The following is a 17,585-nucleotide window of genomic DNA, read 5'->3' on the forward strand; positions in this document are numbered from 1 at the left end:
ATTGCTCGGCAGGGCCTGCAGGCTGGTGCGGCCGTTGTTGCCGGTCGTGCCGTAGGCGCTCGGTGTCGGGCCGTAGCGGTATTCGATGCCCTCGGCCTTGCCCATCTGGGCGGCCGTGGCCACGTAGGCAGCCGAACTCAGGGGTCCGGGGCTCTCCACCACCGTGCCGCTGCCAGCCGACGTGCCGCTGCCCGTCGTGGTCGAAGTCCCGACCGAGCCAGCTGCCGCGAGCGCGCCCAGGCCAGCGCCGCCCCCTCCGCCACCGCCACCGCCGCCACAGGCGGACAATCCACAAGCGGCGACAAGCAGAAGAACCGCGCATTTATATGGAACATTCAACAAAAAACACCTCCAAAATAACAAGTTGTGCTTTTTAGTGGGAGTGGTCCTACAGGGCAACTCTTATTTCAAATGCTTTCTTCATGTTCTTTACCCCCTATGGACTCGCTTACAAAGGTATCGAATAGTGACGTTATGACCGCAAATCATCAAGCCCCACGTCGAGTAGCTCTTTCTACTTATATAGGCGCCGACAGCATCGCCATCGTTCCGACCTCGCCGGAGCGCCAGCGCAACCGCGACAGCGATTTCCTGTACCGGCACGACAGCTACTTCTATTACCTGACCGGCTTCGCCGAGCCGAACGCGTGGCTGGTGCTGTCGGGCGACGGGCGCTCCACGCTGTTCTGCGCGCCCAAGGACCTGGAACGCGAGATCTGGGACGGCTACCGTCTGGGCCCGGAAGCGGCGCCCGCGGCTCTCGGAGTGGACGAGGCCTATTCGATCGACGAGCTCGACGCCCGGCTGCCGCGCCTGCTGGAGAACAAGCGCGTGGTCTGGTTCCCCTTCGCCACCCACAAGGGGCTCGAGACCCGGGTCGACGGCTGGCTGTCGGCGGTGCGCTCGCGGGTGCGCTACGGGGCCCTCTGTCCCGAGGAGCAGCGCGACCTCTGCGGCCCGCTCGACGAGATGCGGCTCGTGAAGGACGCCCACGAACAGGACGTGATGCGCCGCGCGGCCCAGATCAGCGCCCGGGCCCACATCCGCGCGATGCAGACCTCGGCCCGCATGCTGCGTGAAGGCCGGGAGGTGCGCGAATACCACCTCGACGCCGAACTGCTGCACGAATTCCGCCTCGGCGGCTCGCAATACCCGGCCTACGGCTCGATCGTCGCAGCGGGCGCCAATGCCTGCGTGCTGCACTACCGCGCCGATGCCGCGCCGGTGCGCGATGGCGAACTGGTGCTGATCGACGCCGGCTGCGAGCTCGACGGCTATGCCAGCGACATCACCCGAACCTTCCCGGCCAACGGGAAGTTCAGCGGTCCGCAGCGCGCCCTCTACGACCTCGTCCTGGCCAGCCAGGAAGCCGCCGTGGCCGCCACGCGGGCCGGGCAGCGGTTCACCGATCCCCACGAAGCCACCGTGCGGGTGCTGTCGCAGGGCATGCTCGACCTCGGCCTGCTGAACGCCGACAAGGTCGGCAGCGTCGACGACGTGATCGAAAAGCGCGCCTACTTCCCTTTCTACATGCACCGCACCGGCCACTGGCTGGGCATGGACGTGCACGACTGCGGCAGCTACATCGAGCCGACCCAGGTCGGCGAAGTGAGCGAGCGCCGGGATCCGCTGTCCAACGAGCTCATCCAGAACCGGCCCAGCCGGATCCTGCATCCGGGGATGGTGCTGACGATCGAACCCGGCATCTACGTGCGGCCGGGCGAGGGCGTGCCGGAACAGTTCCACAACATCGGCATCCGCATCGAGGACGATGCGATCGTCACCGAGACCGGATGCGAGCTGATTTCGCGCGGGGTACCGGTCGATGCCGACGAAATCGAGGCATTGATGCGCGCCTAGCGCAGGACCGACCCATGCGCGCACGTTTCTGGATTCCGCTCGTCCTGCTCTTGCTGGCCTGGTCCTACTTCGCCCGTCCGGTCTACGATTTCGCCTGGGTCGCCGCGGGCCGGCTCTGGGACATGGCCGGCGCAAGGATCGGGTCCCCGACCCTGCGCCCCTCGCGCGAGGCCGAGGTCGGCCGCAGCCTGGCGCAAGGGGAGGAGATCGCCGGCTATCTCCGCGGCCTGCGCCGCGCAGCGCCCGACGCGCTGACTGTTGCCGGCGCCCCCGAGGCCGCGCGTGAGCAGCTGCGCCGGAGCCTGCGTTACCCGCCGCCAGGTTTCGACACGCCGAGCACCGAAGCGGTGGTCGAAACCCTCGTTGGCGAGGATGAATTCGCGACCTACCGCGAGCTGAAGGTTCCGGTCCTGCCGGGCGTCTACGCGACCGGCATGTACCTGCGGCCCAAGACCGCGGACCCGGCGCAGAAGCTGCCGCTGGTCATTTCAGCGCATGGCCGGGGCGGGATGCCCTCCGAGACCGCGGATGGCAAGCTTCCGGGCCTGCGCAAGTCGCGCCGCGATCTCGCCTGGGATGCGCTGAAGCATGGCTACGCGGTCTGGCTGCCGGTCTACGTGCACTACAACCAAAACGGCAGCGATTTCCGCGATCGCCTGACGGCCCGGGCCTGGCAGGCGGGCACCTCGCTGCCGGCGATCGAGATCGCCAAGACGGTGAAGGTGCTGGACGCGCTGCTGAAGCGTCCTGACATCGATGCCGGGCGGGTCGCCATGATGGGCCATTCGTATGGCGGCTTCTACACGCTTTACACCACCGCCCTCGACCCGCGCATCCGCGTGGCGGTGGTGGCCGCCTATTTCAACGACCGCGAAGCGGTGCTGGACGGATCCGAGCCGACCGGCTTCCTGGACTGGCGCTTCCCCGACTCGCTGACGCTGTGGCGCGACCCGTCGGTCGCGGCGCTGGTGGCGCCGAGGCCGTTGCTGATCGAGGCCGGCAACCAAGACCAGCTGTTCCCGATCGCCGGCGCGCGCAAGGTGGCGCCGGAGGTCGAACGCGTCTACCAGCGCCTGGGCGTCGCCGATCGTTTCGAGTTCAGGGAGTTCGTCGCCCGGCACGACTTCGATGGCGAGGCGGCGATGAACTTCATCGACCTACACCTCAAGCCGTCCCCGCGAGGTGCCCGCGAGTGAAGGCCTCCTCGAAGATCGAATAGCCGGACCAGTCGGCGTGCGCAAACGCCAGGCGGCCAGCGACCACCCGCCGAGGCGCCCCCAGCGTCGCGAGCAGGCCCGGGGCCGGGATCGCCATCGCATGCCCGTAGCGCGTGATGTCGATGCGGGTCGCGAGCCCGGCCAGGTCCGGATGCGGCACCGACAGCTCGGCCAGCAGTTCGTCGCGCCAGCCGCTCCAGGGCCGTTCGAGCAGCAGGCGCCGGCTGTCGATGCCGTCCCAGCCGCTCGGGCCCAGCGGCCGGTACCAGCTCAGCACCGTGGGGCCCGGCGTCGGATCGAGCGCCTGGTGCCGGGCATCGACATAGCCGAGGCCGCGGCTGCCGTGGATCACGTTGTCCCATGACGGCGCGGCGCCCGGCCGGTCGGCGAGCGCCGCGCGAAGATGGATGTTGGCGACCAGCCAGGGCGCATGGCGCAGCGCCGCCGCGGCCTGGCGCAGCCGCTCGGGAGGAGCCTCCACCACCCGCGCGGCAACGAACACCGGCAGCGCGACGATGCACCGCTCGGCCTGCCAGCGCAGCCGCCTTCCGCTCGCGGCATCGACCGCATCGACCTCGACGCCGCTGCGCTGCTCGGCGATGCGCGTGACCGCGTGGCCGGTGCGCAGCCGGTCGCCGAGCGGCTGCGCGAGCCGGCGGGTCAGCCAGGCGTTGCCTTCGGGCCAGGTGAGCACCGCGTCGCGGACGCTGTCTTCATCGCCGGGCGCGTGGAAGCCGTGCCGGCTCGCGAAGTAGTGGATGCCGGCCCAGGCCGACACATGCGCCAGGCCGGCGCCGTAGTCGTCGCGGCAGCAATAGTCCAGATACCAGCGCAGCTGCGGGTCGGAGAAGCCTTCGCGCCCGAGCCAGGCCTCGAAGGACTGCGCGTCGAGTTCCAGCAATGCCGGTGCGACGGCCGTGCGCAGCGTCGGGATCGTGAAGCGCCCCTCGCGCCCCAGCGCCTCGACGCGCCTGGAGAAGCGCCGGTACTGGGCCAGCGTCGCTGCGCCCACGCCTTGCAGCGGCAGCAGGCCGTCCTGCCAGCTGCCCTGGAAGAACAGGCGTTCCTGCGGGCTGTGGCACAGCTGGCGCTCGTCGTACTCCCAGCGGCCCGACACGCGGCGGCGCAGGCCCAATTCCTCCAGCAGGTCCTGCACCTCGTGCGCGTCGTCGCCGGGCAGCGGCAGGTAGTGCGCGCCCAGCGGACAGGCGATGCCCTGCACGGCGCCGGCGCGGCTGTTGCCGCCGGCCGTGTCCTCGAGTTCGAGCAGCACGAAATCCTCGACGCCGGACAGCCGCAGCGCCCGTGCCGCCGCCAGGCCGGCCACGCCGCCGCCGGCGATCACGACGCGGGTGCGCCGCGCAGCCTCGGGCGCGGCACCGGCCGGCAGCGCGCCGTCGCGCCAGGCATGGCCACGCGCGACGTCGATCCCGGTGAACCCGCCCTCGATGTCGTGGCGCGCACTGCAGCCCGCCAGGACCGCGGCGGCCGGCATGCCGAGGAAGGCGCGCCGCTTCATCGGCCCCACTCGTGCTCGTAGGTCGTCACCAGGGTCTGGTTCGACAGCCGGTTGACCTCGGCCGGCACGCGCGCCATGTCGCGCGGGAAGTCGAACAGCAGCGGCAGCGTCGGGATCGACAGGAAGCGCAACCCTTCGGGCAGGGCCTCGGGCATCCGGAACGGCCGTCGGCTCGCGACGATGAAGCCCCACTCGCCGAAGCTCGGCACATGCGCGTGGTAGGGCGTCGCCGTGAGCCCGGTCGATTCGATGGTCGTCGCCACGGTCCAGAAACTCTTGCGCGCCACCAGCGGCGACGTGGTCTGCACGACCGCATAACCACTGGCCGCCAGCCGCTGGTCGAGCAGCGCATAGAACGAGTTCGTGTAGAGCTTGCCGATCGCGAAGTTGGTCGGATCGGGAAAGTCGACCACGATCACGTCGAAGAGCTCGCCCGGCTGCTGCAGCCACTGGAAGGCATCGGTGTTGACGATCGACAGCTTGGCGGAGCTCAGCGCGTGGCCGTTCAGCGCCGCCAGCGTCTCGTGCTCGCGGAACAGGCGGGTCATGTTGGGGTCGAGTTCGACCAGCGTCACGCGTTCGACCGACGGGTACTTGAGGATCTCGCGCACCGCCATGCCGTCGCCGCCGCCGAGCACTGCCACCTTGCGCGGCGCGCCGTGGGCGGCCATCACGGGATGCACCAGCGCCTCGTGGTAGCGGTACTCGTCGCGTTCGGCGAACTGCAGGTTGCCGTTGAGGAACAGCCGATGCCCGGCGGCGCCGCGCGTGACCACGATCCGCTGGTAGGGCGAACTCTCGCTGAAGACGATGCGGTCCTGGTAGAACTTGTCCTCGGCCAGCGTCGTGATGCGGTCGGCGAAGACGAAGGCCGCCAGCAGCGCGGCCAGTGCCAGGCCGCAGGCCACGGCATGCGCGCCGACGCGGCGCAGCTCATGGCGGAACAGCCACAGGGCCCAGAGCGCGACCGCGGCATTCATGAAGCCGAACAGGAGGCCCGTGCGGATCATGCCCAGCTGGGGCACCAGCAGCAGCGGAAAGGCAATCGAGACCGCCAGTGCGCCCAGGTAGTCGAAGGTCAGCACCTGCGACACCAGGTCCTTGAGCGCGACATTGCGCCGCAGGATCCGCATCACCAGCGGGATCTCGAGCCCGACCAGCGTGCCGACCACCAGCACCAGACCGTAGAGCAGCAGCCGGAACGCCCCGGGGACATAGGCGTTGGCGATGAACAGCAGCGCCGGCAGTGCGCCGCCGACCAGCGCCACCATGAGCTCGATGCGCAGGAAGTGCGCCGGCAGCTGGCGCTCGAAGTAGCGCGACAGCCACGAGCCCACGCCCATCGCGAACAGATAGGTGCCGATGATGGTGCTGAACTGCAGCACCGAGTCGCCCAGCAGGTAGGAGCTCAGCGCCGCCGCGCTGAGCTCGTACACCAGCCCGCAGGCCGCGATGACGAAAACGCTCGCGAGCAGCGCGATCTCGACCGGCTGGGGACCGCGCCGATCGACCGGAAGCGCGGACAAGGCCGCCCCCGTCAATGGATGGCCGCGGCGACGATGATGCAGATGCCGAGGCTCATCGCGGCCACCACCAGCCCCAGGGCCATGTTCTGCTTCTCGACGATCTCCTGCCACAGGTCATAGGGCGTGAGCTTGTCGATGAGCAGGAAGGCCAGCCAGAAGACCGCCAGGCCGATCACCGCATAGATCAGCGATCCAAAGATCACGTCCGGCTTCAACCATTCAATTCCCATGATGAGAACCTCCGAAAAAAATCGTCACTTGTGGCCGCCGCCACTCGAATAGCCGCCGTACGAGCCGCCCGCGCTGCGGGAGCCGCCGGAGCCGCTCCCGCTGCTGCAGGTGCTGAGGATGATCAGCAGCACGATGATCACCACCACGATCAGCACGATGGTGCCGCAGCCCAGGCTCGACGCCGCGCTCACCGGCAGCGCGTCGGCGCGCTTGAACATGTCCTTCCTGCGATCGAGCTTGAAGGCCGCGGCGACCGCGGCGCTGTCGATCCGGCTGCCGGACGACCAGGTCAGCTCATTGGCCGAGCGCTCCATCGACAGCAGCGCGCTGCCGTTGGCGAAATCGCGGTTGAAGGTTTTCTGGCCGCGCTCGACCTGCCAGTAGAACTCGCCCGCCACATAGCTGGTCTCGGCGTTGTAGGCGTATTGCTGCTGGTAGGTCTTGCCCAGGTAGGTCGCTCGCGCGCCGCTCTCGGCCATGGTGGGCGCGCCCGTGGTCGGCTTCACGAGGCTCCAGCCGTCTTCGGCATCGACCAGGAAGCTGAAGCCGCGCTTCTTGTTGTAGAGCAGGTATTCGCTCCAGCCGAAGTGCTCGTCGTCGCCGGGCGCGACGCCCATGCGGTGCTGGAAGCCGACCACTTGCCAGTCGGCGCCCTGCAGCTGGCCGATGCTGCCGAGGGCGATCAGCGGCTGCACCGGCTCGTGCTGGGCCGCATGCCGGAGTTCGCCGCCGATGCCCTGCGACAGGTCGATGATCTCGTTGCATGAGCGGCAGGTGATGCTCTTGCTGTCGGCCAGGTTGACCGTCACCGGCGAACCGCAGTTGGGGCAGTTGAAGCTGCGGCCCTTCTCGTCCTTGGCCGATTCGTCGCGCAGCCCGGTGAGCTGCAGGTCCTCCAGGCGCACCGAGCGGCCGAGCCAGGCGCTTGGCGGATGGGTGTCGTAGTCGAGGCTGAGCACCTGCCCCTGGTCGTTGCGCAGTTCCACCGCCGCGAACGACCGGCCGAGCTCGGGCAGGCGCGGCAGTTCGCCCTGGGCCGAGACCAGCGCCACCTGCTCGTTCGACGCCACCGTGTAGTTCCGGCCGTTGAACGCGGTGGTCGCGCCGACCCGCAGGTCGGCGGCCGCAGGCGCCGCGCGCTGCAGTTCGAACGGCGAAGCGAACACGAAGGCGCCGTTGTCCTCGCTCAGCAGCCCGGTGCGCTCGCCATCGAGCGCGGCGATCCACTCGGTCCATCGGCCGCCCGGCGCGCTGTACTGCAGCCGCCCGACCAAGGTGAAAGGCTGTCCGTCGATGCGGCCGGCGGCGAACAGCTGCAAGGGGCTGAAGTCGTCGAACAGCTCCGCCATCTTGCCGGTGCGCGCCAGCGTCTCGCCCTGGCGCACCACGGTGCTCTGGCAATAGGCGCAGACGGCATGCGTCGACTGCGCCGATCGGAACTCGACCGGCGCACCGCATCCGGGGCAGGGCGCGCGATAGTAGCGCTGGCTGCCGCTGTCCGTCACACGAGTTTTTTCAGCAGCTCCGCCTTCTTGGCGTCGAATTCTTCCTGCGTCAGGATGCCCTTGGCCTTGAGTTCACCGAGCTTCTCGAGCGTGGTCATGACGTCGGCCGGGTTGACCACCGCGATCGCCGGCTGCTGCTGCGCCGCCGCGGGCTGCGGCTGCAGGCCCTGGGCCAGGTTCTGCGCCAGCACCTGGCCCAGCGCGACGCCGGCGCCGAGTCCCATCGCATCGCCCGCGATCCCGCCGCCGCCGCCCGCGCCCTCGGCGAACTTCGGGATCGCCTGCGCGGTCTGGTACTGCATGAACTTGCCCATGTCGTTGCCGACCATGCCCATGCCGATCTTCTGATCAAGGATCTTCTGCAGTTCTTCCGGCAGCGAGACGTTCTGGACCGTGATGCTCTCCAGCTGGATCCCGATCCTGGCGAACTCGGGCACCAGTTGCTTCGCCAGCGCCTCGGCGAACTGGATCTGGTTGGCCGCCAAGTCGAGGAAAGGCACGCCGCTGGCCGCGATCGCATTGCTGATGTTCTGCAGCAGCAGGCCGCGCAGCTGGCCGTCGAGATCGGCCACCGTGTAGAGCTCGCGGGTGCCCGAGATCTCGGTATGGAACAGCTTGGCATCGCCGATGCGGAAGCTGTAGTTGCCGAAGGCGCGCAGCCGGACCGCGCCGAAGTCCTTGTCGCGCACCGTGATCGGCTGCGGCGTGCCCCATTTCTGGTCGACCTGCTGGCGCGTGCTGAAGAAATAGACGTCGCTCTTGAAGGGCGACTCGAAGAGCTTGTCCCAGTTCTTGAGATAGGTCAGCACCGGCAGCGTCTGCGTCGTCAGCTTGTACATGCCGGGACCGAAGACATCGGCCACCTGGCCCTCGTTGACGAACACCGCGACCTGCGACTCGCGAACGGTCAGCGAAGCACCGTTCTGGATTTCCATCTCCGCCATCGGGAAGCGCCAGGCCAGCGTGCCGTCGCCGGTCTCGGTCCACTGAATGATGTCGATGAACTGCTTCTTGATGAAATCCATCAGCGCCATGGTCGCTCCTCGTTCACGGGGTTTTCCGTGGCGGGGATATTGCCACAGGCCCAAAGGACAACCCTGGGGACAGTTCCGGCACAAGCCGGTAGTTGTCCACAGGCCAGGGCACAGCTGCAAAGTTGTTCGCCCTGGCGCGACAGCACCGAAGCGCGGCTGCACACAGCCGGCGGGCTGCGGCAAGCCCTTGTCACAAAAGGAAAAAAGAGCCCTGTCCACAGGGGAGGCGGTCCCTTACTACTACTACTAATCTAAATAAGAAGACTAAGAAGAAAAGATAGGAACAACCGCTTTTCGCGGTGCCGGCCGCGTCGGTCCCTCGCGTCCCGCAGGGCTTGTAGGCGGAGGTCTACAATCGGCGCCCTTTACAAGAAGCGTCCTAGGAGGCACGGTCCATGTCCGATTCGACTTCGCAGATCCCCACGCCCGAAGACAAGCGCGCCGAGCTGCGCCGCGCGGCACTCGAGTACCACGAGCATCCGGTCCCGGGCAAGATCGCGATCGCGGCCACCAAGCAGATGGTCAACCAGCGCGATCTGGCGCTGGCCTACTCGCCCGGTGTCGCGGCGCCTTGCGAAGAAATCGTCAAGGACCCGACCAACGCCTTCAAGTACACGGCGCGCGGCAACCTCGTCGGCGTCATCACCAACGGCACGGCGGTGCTCGGCCTGGGCGACATCGGCCCGCTGGCTTCCAAGCCGGTGATGGAAGGCAAGGGGGTGCTTTTCAAGAAGTTCGCCGGCGTCGACGTCTTCGACATCGAGATCGACGAGAAGGACCCGGCCAAGCTGGTCGAGGTGATCGCCGCGCTGGAGCCGACCTTCGGCGCCATCAACCTCGAGGACATCAAGGCGCCCGACTGCTTCTACGTCGAGCGCGAGCTGCGCAAACGGATGAAGATACCGGTCTTCCACGACGACCAGCACGGCACCGCGATCACCGTGGCGGCAGCGATGCTCAACGGCCTCAAGGTGGTCGGCAAGAACATCGGTGAAGTCAAGCTCGTCACCTCCGGCGCGGGCGCCGCGGCGCTGGCCTGCCTGAACCTGCTGCTCAAGGTCGGCTTGAAGCGCGAGAACGTCTACGTGACCGACCTTGCCGGCGTGGTCTACGAAGGCCGCACCGAGCTGATGGATGACGACAAGCGCCAGTACATGCAGAAGACCGACGCGCGCACCCTCAACGACATCATCGAGGGTGCCGACGTGTTTCTCGGACTGTCAGCGGCCGGCGTGCTGAAGCCCGCGATGGTCGCCAAGATGGCGGCCAAGCCGGTGATCTTCGCGCTGGCCAACCCCAGCCCCGAGATCTCGCCCGAGGACGCGCATGCGGTGCGCGACGACGTCGTCATGGCGACCGGCCGCACGGACTATCCGAACCAGGTCAACAACGTCCTGTGCTTCCCCTACATCTTCCGCGGCGCGCTCGACTGCGGCGCCACCACCATCACCGACGAGATGGAAGTGGCGGCGGTGCATGCGATCGCCGACCTCGCGCAAGCCGAGCAGAGTGAGCGCGTGGCAGCGGCCTACGTCGGCGAGAAGCTCAGCTTCGGCCCCGAGTACCTGATCCCGAAGCCCTTCGACCCGCGGCTCATGATGAAGATCGCGCCAGCCGTGGCCAAGGCCGCGGCCGACAGCGGCGTGGCGCTGCGCCCGATCACCGACCTCGACGCCTACCGCGACAAGCTGCAGACCTTCGTCTACACCTCCGGCACGATGATGAAGCCGATCTTCGATGCCGCCAAGCGGGCGCCGAAGAAGCGCGTGGCCTACAGCGAAGGCGAGGAAGAACGCGTGCTGCGCGCGGCCCAGATCGTGGTCGACGAGGGCATCGCCCGGCCGACGCTGATCGGCCGGCCGGCCATCATCGCGCAGCGGATCGAGAAGTTCGGCCTGCGGCTGAAGGAAGAACTCGACTACGACATCGTCAACGTCGAGCAGGACCACCGCTACCGCGATTTCTGGCAGACCTACCACCGCATGACGGAGCGCAAGGGCACCACGGTGCAGACCGCCAAGATCGAGATGCGCCGGCGCCTGACCCTGATCGGCGCCATGCTGCTGCACAAGGGCGATGTCGACGGCCTGATCTGCGGCACCTGGGGCACCACCGCGCTGCATCTGCACTACATCGACCAGGTGATCGGGCGACGCCCCGGCGGCTGCCCGAGCACGCCGCAGGATGTGCCGATCTACGCCTGCATGAACGGCCTGCTGCTGCCGGATCGCCAGGTGTTCCTGGTCGACACCCACGTCAACTACGACCCGACGCCCGAGGAACTGACCGAGATCACCACGATGGCGGCCGAGGAAATGATGCGCTTCGGCCTCAAGCCCAAGGCCGCGCTGCTGTCGCATTCGAACTTCGGCAGCAGCAACCAGCCGAGCGCGGTGAAGATGCGCCAGACGCTCGACCTGCTGCGAGTCCAGGCTCCGTGGCTCGAGGTCGACGGCGAAATGCACGGCGACGTTGCATTGGATGGCAAGCAGCGCGCCGCCGTGATGCCGCACAGCGCCCTGGCGGGCAACGCCAATCTGCTGGTGTTCCCGAATATCGATTCGGCCAATATCTCCTACAACCTGCTGAAGACGGCGGCCGGCGGCAATATCGCGATCGGGCCGGTGCTGCTCGGCGCAGCCAAACCTGTGCACATCTTGACGCCCAGCGCCACCGTGCGCCGAATCGTGAATATGACAGCACTCACCGTGGCGGATGCCAACGCCGAACGGTAGGCTGAAATTCGATAGCGACTGCTAACTTCAAAAGCGTCGCTTCTCCTCTTCGCCTGCTCAAATATTGAGCAGGCGCTTGCTATTTGCGCGTCGCTGGTGCACACTTGCGGGCTTGAATTTGCGGGTTAACCCCAAGGTTGGCCCCCGGTTCGGTCTCGCTCTTTTCCTTCTGGTGCTCCATGGCGGCTTACGCCTCGATCTCGTCCCCGGTTTCCAAGTTAGCGCTCACCTGCGTTCTGTTGGTGTCTCTGGTGACGGGAGTCCAGGCTCGCGACTGGTTCGGCGTTCGCGCCGGCACATCGGCACAGGAAACGGTGGCTCTGGCCGAACTGCCGGTGCAGGGCCAGCGTACCTATGAGGCCATTTTGAACGGTGGTCCTTTTCGGCACGAGAAAGACGGCACGGTGTTCGGCAACCGCGAACGCCTGTTACCTCAGGAACGGCGAGGCCACTATCGAGAATACACGGTCGATACACCCGGTTCGCGGAACCGGGGCGCCCGGCGCATCGTCTGCGGAGGCGAGCGTGCAACGCCATCGGTGTGCTGGTATACGGCAGACCATTACGCGAGCTTCCGGCGGATCGTGCCATGAGCGAGCAACTGAATTGGAGCGGCGCCCAAAGGCGTCCCGAAGAAATGACGACGACGACAACCATGGAAAGACCAGCGGAGATGACCTTATCCCTTCGTGCAGTGCGACCGAACATCGTGCAGTCGATTCGCGCCTTCCGCGTGAACGACCTGCAGGAAGCGGCGCATGCGGCCGGTCAGCATTTCCTGTACGCCAACCTGGGCAACGCCCAGACGAAGCAGGACGTGCTTGACCTGATCGCCCAGCAGTTCACGTTCCCGCAGCACTTCGGCAAGAACTTCGATGCGCTGTACGACTGCATGACCGATCCCTTGCACAAATCGGGCCCGCAACCAGGTTTCGTCATCGTGCTCGAGCAGATCCCGGCCAATGCCAAGTTCGACAAGGAAGCCCGCGAACAGCTGCTCGACATCTTCCGTGACGCCTCCGACTATTGGGGCGACCGGAAGATACCGTTCAGGTGCTTCTATTCTTTTCTGTAGCCCGTTCTGCACACACCAGCCAAGCAGAACGGGCGAACGAGGCTTCGCAGGACAATGCCGCCGCTCCGGCGCCGGGCGTCGACCTGAATACCGATCCCACCGCCGAGAAGATGCCGACCGACAAACTGGTTGATGTCTCGCCTCTCGCGCTGCGGATGAGCAGTCCCTTCAACGCCGGATACTGGCTCGCAGCAGCCTGAGCCAGCAGCAAAAAGCCCCGCAATGCGGGGCTTTTTCTATTCCGGCACCGACTGCGCCAAGGCAACGTATTCGGCCACGGGCACCTCTTCGGCACGGCGCTGGGTGTCGAAATCGCCGGCGAAGGCGTGCTCGTCCAGCCATTTGCCCAGCGTGTGGCGCAACAGCTTGCGGCGCTGGCTGAAGGCGACCTGGACGATCTCGCCGAGGCGGGCCGCATCGACGGCCGGCGGTTCGGCCAGCGGGACCATGCGCACGACCGCGCTGTCGACGCGTGGCGGCGGATCGAAGCTCTCGGGCGGCACGAACAGCACGTTGTCCATCGCGTAGCGCCATTGCAGCATCACGCTGAGGCGGCTGTAGTCGGACGTCGCCGGGCGGGCGACCATGCGGTCGATGACTTCCTTTTGCAGCATGAAGTGCTGGTCCGCGATCAGGTGGGCGAAGCCGAGCAGGTGGAAGAGGATCGGCGTCGAGATGTTGTAGGGCAGATTGCCCACGACGCGCAGCGGCGCCGGCGAGAACCGGTCGGCCAGCGCGGCGAAATCCACCCTGAGCACATCGGACTCGATCACGTCCAGCTGGCCATGGCCGCGCAGGCGCTGCGCCAGGTCGCGGTCGAGTTCGATCACGGTGAGCCGCCCCAGGCGCTCGACCAGCGGCTGCGTCAGTGCCGCCAGCCCCGGCCCAATCTCGACCATCGCATCGCCGGCCTTCGGCGCGATCTCGCGCACGATGGCGTCGATGATCCCGCCGTCCGTCAGGAAGTGCTGCCCGAAGCGCTTGCGCGCGACGTGCTTCACGAGGCTGCGACCTCGAGGCGCTTCATGTCTGGGGAGCTTCGCGGTATTCGACGTAGGCGCGGGCGCGCACTTCCTGGGCCCAGGTCTCGGTGGCTTGCTCGACCCGCTTCTCGCGCATCACGGCGCGCACGGCTTCGCGCTGCTCGGCCTGGCTCAGCTTGGCTTCGCGCCGGCCCTGGACCTGGATCAGGTGGACGCCGAAACGCGAGACCACCGGGTCGCTGATTTCGCCCGGCGCCAGCCGGTTCATGGCTTCCTCGAACTCCGGAACGAACATGCCGGGCCGCGACCAGCCCAGGTCGCCGCCCTGCTTGGAGGTGCCGTCCTGGGAGTTGTCGCGCGCCAGGCCGGCGAAATCGGCGGTGCCGGCCACCAGGCGCTTCTTGAATTCGGTCAGCTGGGCGACCGCTTCCGCCGTGGTGCGCTTGGGATCGTTGTTGCGCAGCAGGATGTGCCGGACCTGGGTCTGGGTGACGACGGCATCGCTGGCCCCGGGCTGTGACTTGCTCAGCAGCTTGAGCACATGGAAGCCGGCGCTGGAACGGATCGGTCCGGCGATGCCGCCGACCGGCGTCGATTGCGTGGCTTCGACGAAGATGGCCGGATAGCGGTCCGCGCTGCGCACGCCCAGCACGCCGCCACCGGCGCGGTCCGGCGCATCGGAGTTGTCCTGCACCAGTTTGGTGAAGTCTTCGCCGGCCCGGGCGCGCTGCGCCAGGGCCTGCGCGCGCTGCTGCAGCTTTGCCACGTCGGCTTCGCTGGCGTTCTCGGGCACCAGCACGATCAGCTGGGCCATGTTGACGTTCGGCGGGAAGGCAGCGTTGGCGCCGGCGCGCTGCTCCTTGATGAACTGGTCGACTTCGGTGTCGCTGATCTTGATCTTGGCCTCGATCTCGCGATCGCGCAGGCGCGTGAGGATCAGCTGGTCGCGCAGGTCGCGCCGGAACTGGTCCTGCGACAGGCCCTCGGCCGCCACGCGGCGGCGCAGTTCGGTCACGCTGATCTGGTTCTGGCGAGCGACGGTCTGCTCGGCCTGGTCGACCGCCACCTCGTCGACCTTGACGCCGTATTCCTTGCCCATCTGGAGCTGGGCCCGCTCGTTGATGAGCCGTTCGAGCACCATGCGCACCAGGTCGGCGCGGGGAATGCGCTCGGCATCGGGGTTCTCGCGCAGCAGGCGCTCCATGCGGGACTGCACTTCGTTGTTGGTCACCGGCTCGGAGTTGACCAGCGCGACGATGTACTCGGCCGATCGGCGCACCGGTGCGGCCTGAGGACGCGGCTGGGTCGGCATCGGGGCCGGCCCGACCCGGGGGCCGGTGCGCATGATGTCGGTGATGCCCTGCGCGCCCGCCGTGGCGGTCAGTGCCGCGAGGCAGGCCAGGGTGAGGAGGGATCGGATGTGGTTCATGGCGAAGCTCGATCTCAGTCGTAATTGGTAAAGCGGCTCGGGCCGATGCCCGGCTGGCGCATCGGCGTGTAGCGCTGGATGTTCTGCGTCAGCGTGCGTTTCGGGCTCGAGCCGATGCTGGCGAATCCGACCAGCTCGAGCTGGAACATGATTCGCGTGTTGGCTGTGACCTGGCCGGTGGTGACGCGTTCCACCACCACGCGCCCGATCCAGCAGCAACCGTCGTATTCGAAGCCGAGCACCCCGTCGGTCAGTTTGCTCGATTCCAGACTGTAGTTCAAACGGCCTACGGCGTACCAGCGCCCGCCGCCTTGACCCCTTCCGGGGCCCAGGTCCTGGCCTTTGTCGCCCCAGAGGTCGTTCAGCGGCCATTGCCAGGTCACGTCGATCGACCGGTTGCCGTCGTTCGACGTCGGCGTGGTGTCGGCCTGGTAGCGGTAGGCGGCGCTCACCGTGCGGTAGGGCCCGGGGTTGTAGCGGGCGCTGAGCGCGGTGCGGGCCGAGGTCTGGGTGTCGGGGTTGTACTGGACGGTGCCGTCCACGCTCCACTTCGAAGTCCAGTTGATCTGGGCGCCCAGCAGCAGGTCGCTCAGCCGGTCGGTCACCGGCACGCCGCCGGGCATCGTGACCAGCTGGTCGGCGAAGCGCAGTCGCTGGGCAACGCCGAAGCGGGCGGCTTCGGCGCCGGTTTCGGGATCGATCAGCCGGGTCGTCACGCCCAGGGTCAGCAGGTTGCTGTCGGAAATGCGGTCGTTGCCCGAGAAGGCGTTCTCGGTGTAGATGGTCGCGAAGTTGAAGTCGTTCTGCGCCGTGTCGTACACCGGCAGGTAGTTCTGGTTCCGGAACGGCGTGTACACATAGAAGGCGCGCGGCTCCAGCGTCTGGCGGAAGGAGCGTCCGAAGTAGTTCGCGTCGCGCTCGAAGATCAGGCCGCTGTCGAGGCTGAAGGTCGGCACCACGCGGGTCGCCGAGGTCGCGGCGTTGGTCAGCAGCGGCGCGTCGAACTGGTAGGCGGTTGCATTCAGCATCACCTTCGGGGTGATGAAGGTGCCCGGCGTCAGGAAGGGGCGGCTCAGCGAGGCCAGCGAGAAGACCCGCTCGCCGTTGGGCTGGCCCTGCACGAACGGGTTCTTGGCCTCGAAGCGCGTGTAGTCGTTGGCGACCGTGAAGTCGAAGCCGTTCCAGTCGAGCTGGCTGTAGTTCGCCGTGATCTGCGGCATGCGGTCGTAGGGCGGCACGATCGGCGCCGGCGCGTACTGCAGCGTCTGGTAGCTCAGGGCGCGCGCCATGCCGCTCCAGTCGCCCTTGGCCCAGCTGAGCGAGCCGTCGTTGGCCAGCAGGCGCTGCGTCAGCGAAGGCGTGCGGGTGAAGTCGCGCCAGTAGTCGTTGTCGCTCACGCGGTTGATGCTGAGCGTGCCGACCAGGGCGTCGAGGCCGAAGTACTTGGCGTCGAACTGCTGCGAGTGATGGGTCCAGATGCCCCAGCGGTCGCGGTCGCGCAGACGGTCGTCCGGCATGTAGTCGGCCCGGATTTCGCCGCTGTACTTCTCTTCGAGGTAGCGGAACTCGGTGCCCAGGTTGATGCCCCGCTTGCTCATCAGCGTCGGGTACAGGGTGGCGTCGCGATTGGGTGCGATGTTCCAGTAGTAGGGCGTCGTGATGTCGACGCCGTTGACGTTGTCGATGCCGATGATCGGCGGCAGCATTCCGGTCTTGCGGTCGTTGCTGAGCGGAAAGCTCAGCGACGGAAACGGCGGCGTGCTGACGCCCATGAAGGTCAGCCGCGCGTTGGTGGCGACGCCGACGTTGTCCTCGGTGTCGGTGGTCAGGGTGGCGGCACTCAGCAGCCAGGCCGGCATCCAGCCCGGATAGTCCTCGGGCCGGCAGGTGGTGTAGGTGGCCATGCGGGCCACCGACACGTTGCTGTCGACGAAGTCGATGCGCTCGGCGTCGCCCCCGCCGCCGGTGGCGAGGAAGCGGTAGCGGACCTTGTTGAAGAAGCCTTCGAAGGTCTCGATCTTGAGTTCGAGTTCGGGTCCCTCGTAGACGTTGCCGGCCTGGTTGATGCGGACATTGCCGGTGGCGCGCGCGCGATCGTCGGGCTGGTAGTACTCGAGCCGGTCGGCCCTGAGCGAGAGGTCGCCGCGGCGCAGGGTTGCGTTGCCTTCGACCACGGTCTCGAGGTCGGGGCGGCCGGAGATCTTGTCGCCGTCGACGAAGGTCGGCAACTGCCCGCGCAGGGTCGGAGGAATGGTCTCCGCGAGTTGCGGCGTGCGCTTGAGCACGAGCGGCGCGTCCAGGTCCGCATCCTGTGCCCACGCGCCTTGCGCATGCAGCAGCGCCAGCGTCAGCAGCGCCAGGGGCAAGGGCGGGCGGCACCGGCGCCAGGCGGCTCGGTTCAGGTCAGGCATCGGTACGGGACAAATTTCGTCTGGGAGGGGGAAGACGGCGCCGGGGGCCATCAGGTTGCG

14 protein-coding genes are annotated in these 17,585 nt (G+C 67.3%); 6 read left to right on the plus strand and 8 right to left on the minus strand.

Annotation, left to right across the window (positions count from 1 at the left end; translation table 11 throughout):
* The first annotated feature begins 474 nt into the window (after nucleotides 1-474).
* Both QTI45_RS28175 and QTI45_RS28180 read left to right on the plus strand, forming a co-directional pair.
* Entirely contained in the window at nucleotides 475-1,860 is a 1,386-nt protein-coding gene (locus QTI45_RS28175; protein WP_286656705.1) for an aminopeptidase P N-terminal domain-containing protein, read from the plus strand.
* Between the two features lie 14 nt (nucleotides 1,861-1,874).
* Complete coding sequence (locus QTI45_RS28180) at nucleotides 1,875-3,056, plus strand: alpha/beta hydrolase family protein (RefSeq protein ID WP_286656706.1); 1,182 nt, start codon at nucleotides 1,875-1,877, stop codon at nucleotides 3,054-3,056.
* Here QTI45_RS28180 and QTI45_RS28185 read toward each other — a convergent pair.
* The 5 genes from QTI45_RS28185 to QTI45_RS28205 are packed head-to-tail and all read right to left on the minus strand — an operon-like array spanning nucleotide 3,025 to nucleotide 8,892.
* Nucleotides 3,025-4,596 (minus strand): FAD-dependent oxidoreductase, encoded by a 1,572-nt coding sequence (locus QTI45_RS28185; RefSeq protein ID WP_286656707.1) that lies wholly within the window; start codon nucleotides 4,594-4,596, stop codon nucleotides 3,025-3,027. The genes QTI45_RS28180 and QTI45_RS28185 overlap by 32 nt on opposite strands.
* Nucleotides 4,593-6,122, minus strand: coding sequence for a polyamine aminopropyltransferase (locus tag QTI45_RS28190; RefSeq protein ID WP_286374383.1), 1,530 nt, complete (start codon nucleotides 6,120-6,122; stop codon nucleotides 4,593-4,595). Before QTI45_RS28190 ends, QTI45_RS28185 begins: the two co-directional genes overlap by 4 nt.
* An 11-nt stretch (nucleotides 6,123-6,133) precedes the next feature.
* Nucleotides 6,134-6,352 (minus strand): DUF350 domain-containing protein, encoded by a 219-nt coding sequence (locus QTI45_RS28195; protein ID WP_286374384.1) that lies wholly within the window; start codon nucleotides 6,350-6,352, stop codon nucleotides 6,134-6,136.
* A 24-nt stretch (nucleotides 6,353-6,376) separates the two neighbouring features.
* Nucleotides 6,377-7,858 (minus strand): DUF4178 domain-containing protein, encoded by a 1,482-nt coding sequence (locus tag QTI45_RS28200; RefSeq protein WP_286656708.1) that lies wholly within the window; start codon nucleotides 7,856-7,858, stop codon nucleotides 6,377-6,379.
* Nucleotides 7,855-8,892 (minus strand): SPFH domain-containing protein, encoded by a 1,038-nt coding sequence (locus QTI45_RS28205; protein WP_286656709.1) that lies wholly within the window; start codon nucleotides 8,890-8,892, stop codon nucleotides 7,855-7,857. Before QTI45_RS28205 ends, QTI45_RS28200 begins: the two co-directional genes overlap by 4 nt.
* Before the next feature lie 395 nt (nucleotides 8,893-9,287).
* Between QTI45_RS28205 and QTI45_RS28210 the strand changes: the two genes are divergently transcribed.
* The 4 genes from QTI45_RS28210 to QTI45_RS28225 all read left to right on the plus strand — a co-directional run bounded on the left by QTI45_RS28210 (nucleotide 9,288) and on the right by QTI45_RS28225 (nucleotide 12,902).
* The gene (locus QTI45_RS28210) at nucleotides 9,288-11,627 is read left to right on the plus strand and encodes an NADP-dependent malic enzyme (protein ID WP_286656710.1); all 2,340 of its coding nucleotides are present in this window, start codon (nucleotides 9,288-9,290) and stop codon (nucleotides 11,625-11,627) included.
* Between the two features lie 179 nt (nucleotides 11,628-11,806).
* The gene (locus tag QTI45_RS28215) at nucleotides 11,807-12,220 is read left to right on the plus strand and encodes a guanyl-specific ribonuclease (RefSeq protein ID WP_286374388.1); all 414 of its coding nucleotides are present in this window, start codon (nucleotides 11,807-11,809) and stop codon (nucleotides 12,218-12,220) included.
* Nucleotides 12,221-12,282: 62 nt separating this feature from the next.
* The gene (locus tag QTI45_RS28220) at nucleotides 12,283-12,702 is read left to right on the plus strand and encodes a barstar family protein (RefSeq protein WP_444813229.1); all 420 of its coding nucleotides are present in this window, start codon (nucleotides 12,283-12,285) and stop codon (nucleotides 12,700-12,702) included.
* The gene (locus QTI45_RS28225) at nucleotides 12,681-12,902 is read left to right on the plus strand and encodes a hypothetical protein (RefSeq protein ID WP_286374389.1); all 222 of its coding nucleotides are present in this window, start codon (nucleotides 12,681-12,683) and stop codon (nucleotides 12,900-12,902) included. The genes QTI45_RS28220 and QTI45_RS28225 overlap by 22 nt, the downstream gene beginning before the upstream one ends.
* Before the next feature lie 36 nt (nucleotides 12,903-12,938).
* Here the strand turns inward: QTI45_RS28225 and rsmA are convergent, their stop codons facing one another.
* Genes rsmA through QTI45_RS28240 form a run of 3 tightly spaced genes read right to left on the minus strand, consistent with a single transcriptional unit; the run spans nucleotide 12,939 to nucleotide 17,525 of the window.
* Nucleotides 12,939-13,703: a 16S rRNA (adenine(1518)-N(6)/adenine(1519)-N(6))-dimethyltransferase RsmA gene (gene rsmA / locus QTI45_RS28230; RefSeq protein WP_286656711.1), complete on the minus strand. Its 765-nt coding sequence runs from the start codon at nucleotides 13,701-13,703 to the stop codon at nucleotides 12,939-12,941.
* A gap of 22 nt (nucleotides 13,704-13,725) precedes the next feature.
* Entirely contained in the window at nucleotides 13,726-15,114 is a 1,389-nt protein-coding gene (locus tag QTI45_RS28235; protein ID WP_286656712.1) for a peptidylprolyl isomerase, read from the minus strand.
* Between the two features lie 14 nt (nucleotides 15,115-15,128).
* A complete protein-coding gene (locus QTI45_RS28240; protein ID WP_286656713.1) occupies nucleotides 15,129-17,525 on the minus strand; it encodes an LPS-assembly protein LptD in 2,397 nt (798 codons plus the stop codon).
* Between the last annotated feature and the right edge of the window lie 60 nt (nucleotides 17,526-17,585).

This window comes from Variovorax saccharolyticus, from assembly GCF_030316765.1.
In the GTDB taxonomy this organism is placed as follows: domain Bacteria; phylum Pseudomonadota; class Gammaproteobacteria; order Burkholderiales; family Burkholderiaceae_C; genus Variovorax; species Variovorax saccharolyticus.

Coding starts and splice junctions, on each gene's coding strand:
- QTI45_RS28235 (WP_286656712.1), bottom strand. CDS start 15,114: ATGAACCACATCCGATCCCTCCTCACCCTGGCCTGCCTCGCGGCACTG.
- QTI45_RS28195 (WP_286374384.1), bottom strand. CDS start 6,352: ATGGGAATTGAATGGTTGAAGCCGGACGTGATCTTTGGATCGCTGATC.
- QTI45_RS28240 (WP_286656713.1), bottom strand. CDS start 17,525: ATGCCTGACCTGAACCGAGCCGCCTGGCGCCGGTGCCGCCCGCCCTTG.
- QTI45_RS28210 (WP_286656710.1), top strand. CDS start 9,288: ATGTCCGATTCGACTTCGCAGATCCCCACGCCCGAAGACAAGCGCGCC.
- QTI45_RS28180 (WP_286656706.1), top strand. CDS start 1,875: ATGCGCGCACGTTTCTGGATTCCGCTCGTCCTGCTCTTGCTGGCCTGG.
- QTI45_RS28220 (WP_444813229.1), top strand. CDS start 12,283: ATGGAAAGACCAGCGGAGATGACCTTATCCCTTCGTGCAGTGCGACCG.
- QTI45_RS28205 (WP_286656709.1), bottom strand. CDS start 8,892: ATGGCGCTGATGGATTTCATCAAGAAGCAGTTCATCGACATCATTCAG.
- QTI45_RS28215 (WP_286374388.1), top strand. CDS start 11,807: ATGGCGGCTTACGCCTCGATCTCGTCCCCGGTTTCCAAGTTAGCGCTC.
- QTI45_RS28175 (WP_286656705.1), top strand. CDS start 475: ATGACCGCAAATCATCAAGCCCCACGTCGAGTAGCTCTTTCTACTTAT.
- QTI45_RS28185 (WP_286656707.1), bottom strand. CDS start 4,596: ATGAAGCGGCGCGCCTTCCTCGGCATGCCGGCCGCCGCGGTCCTGGCG.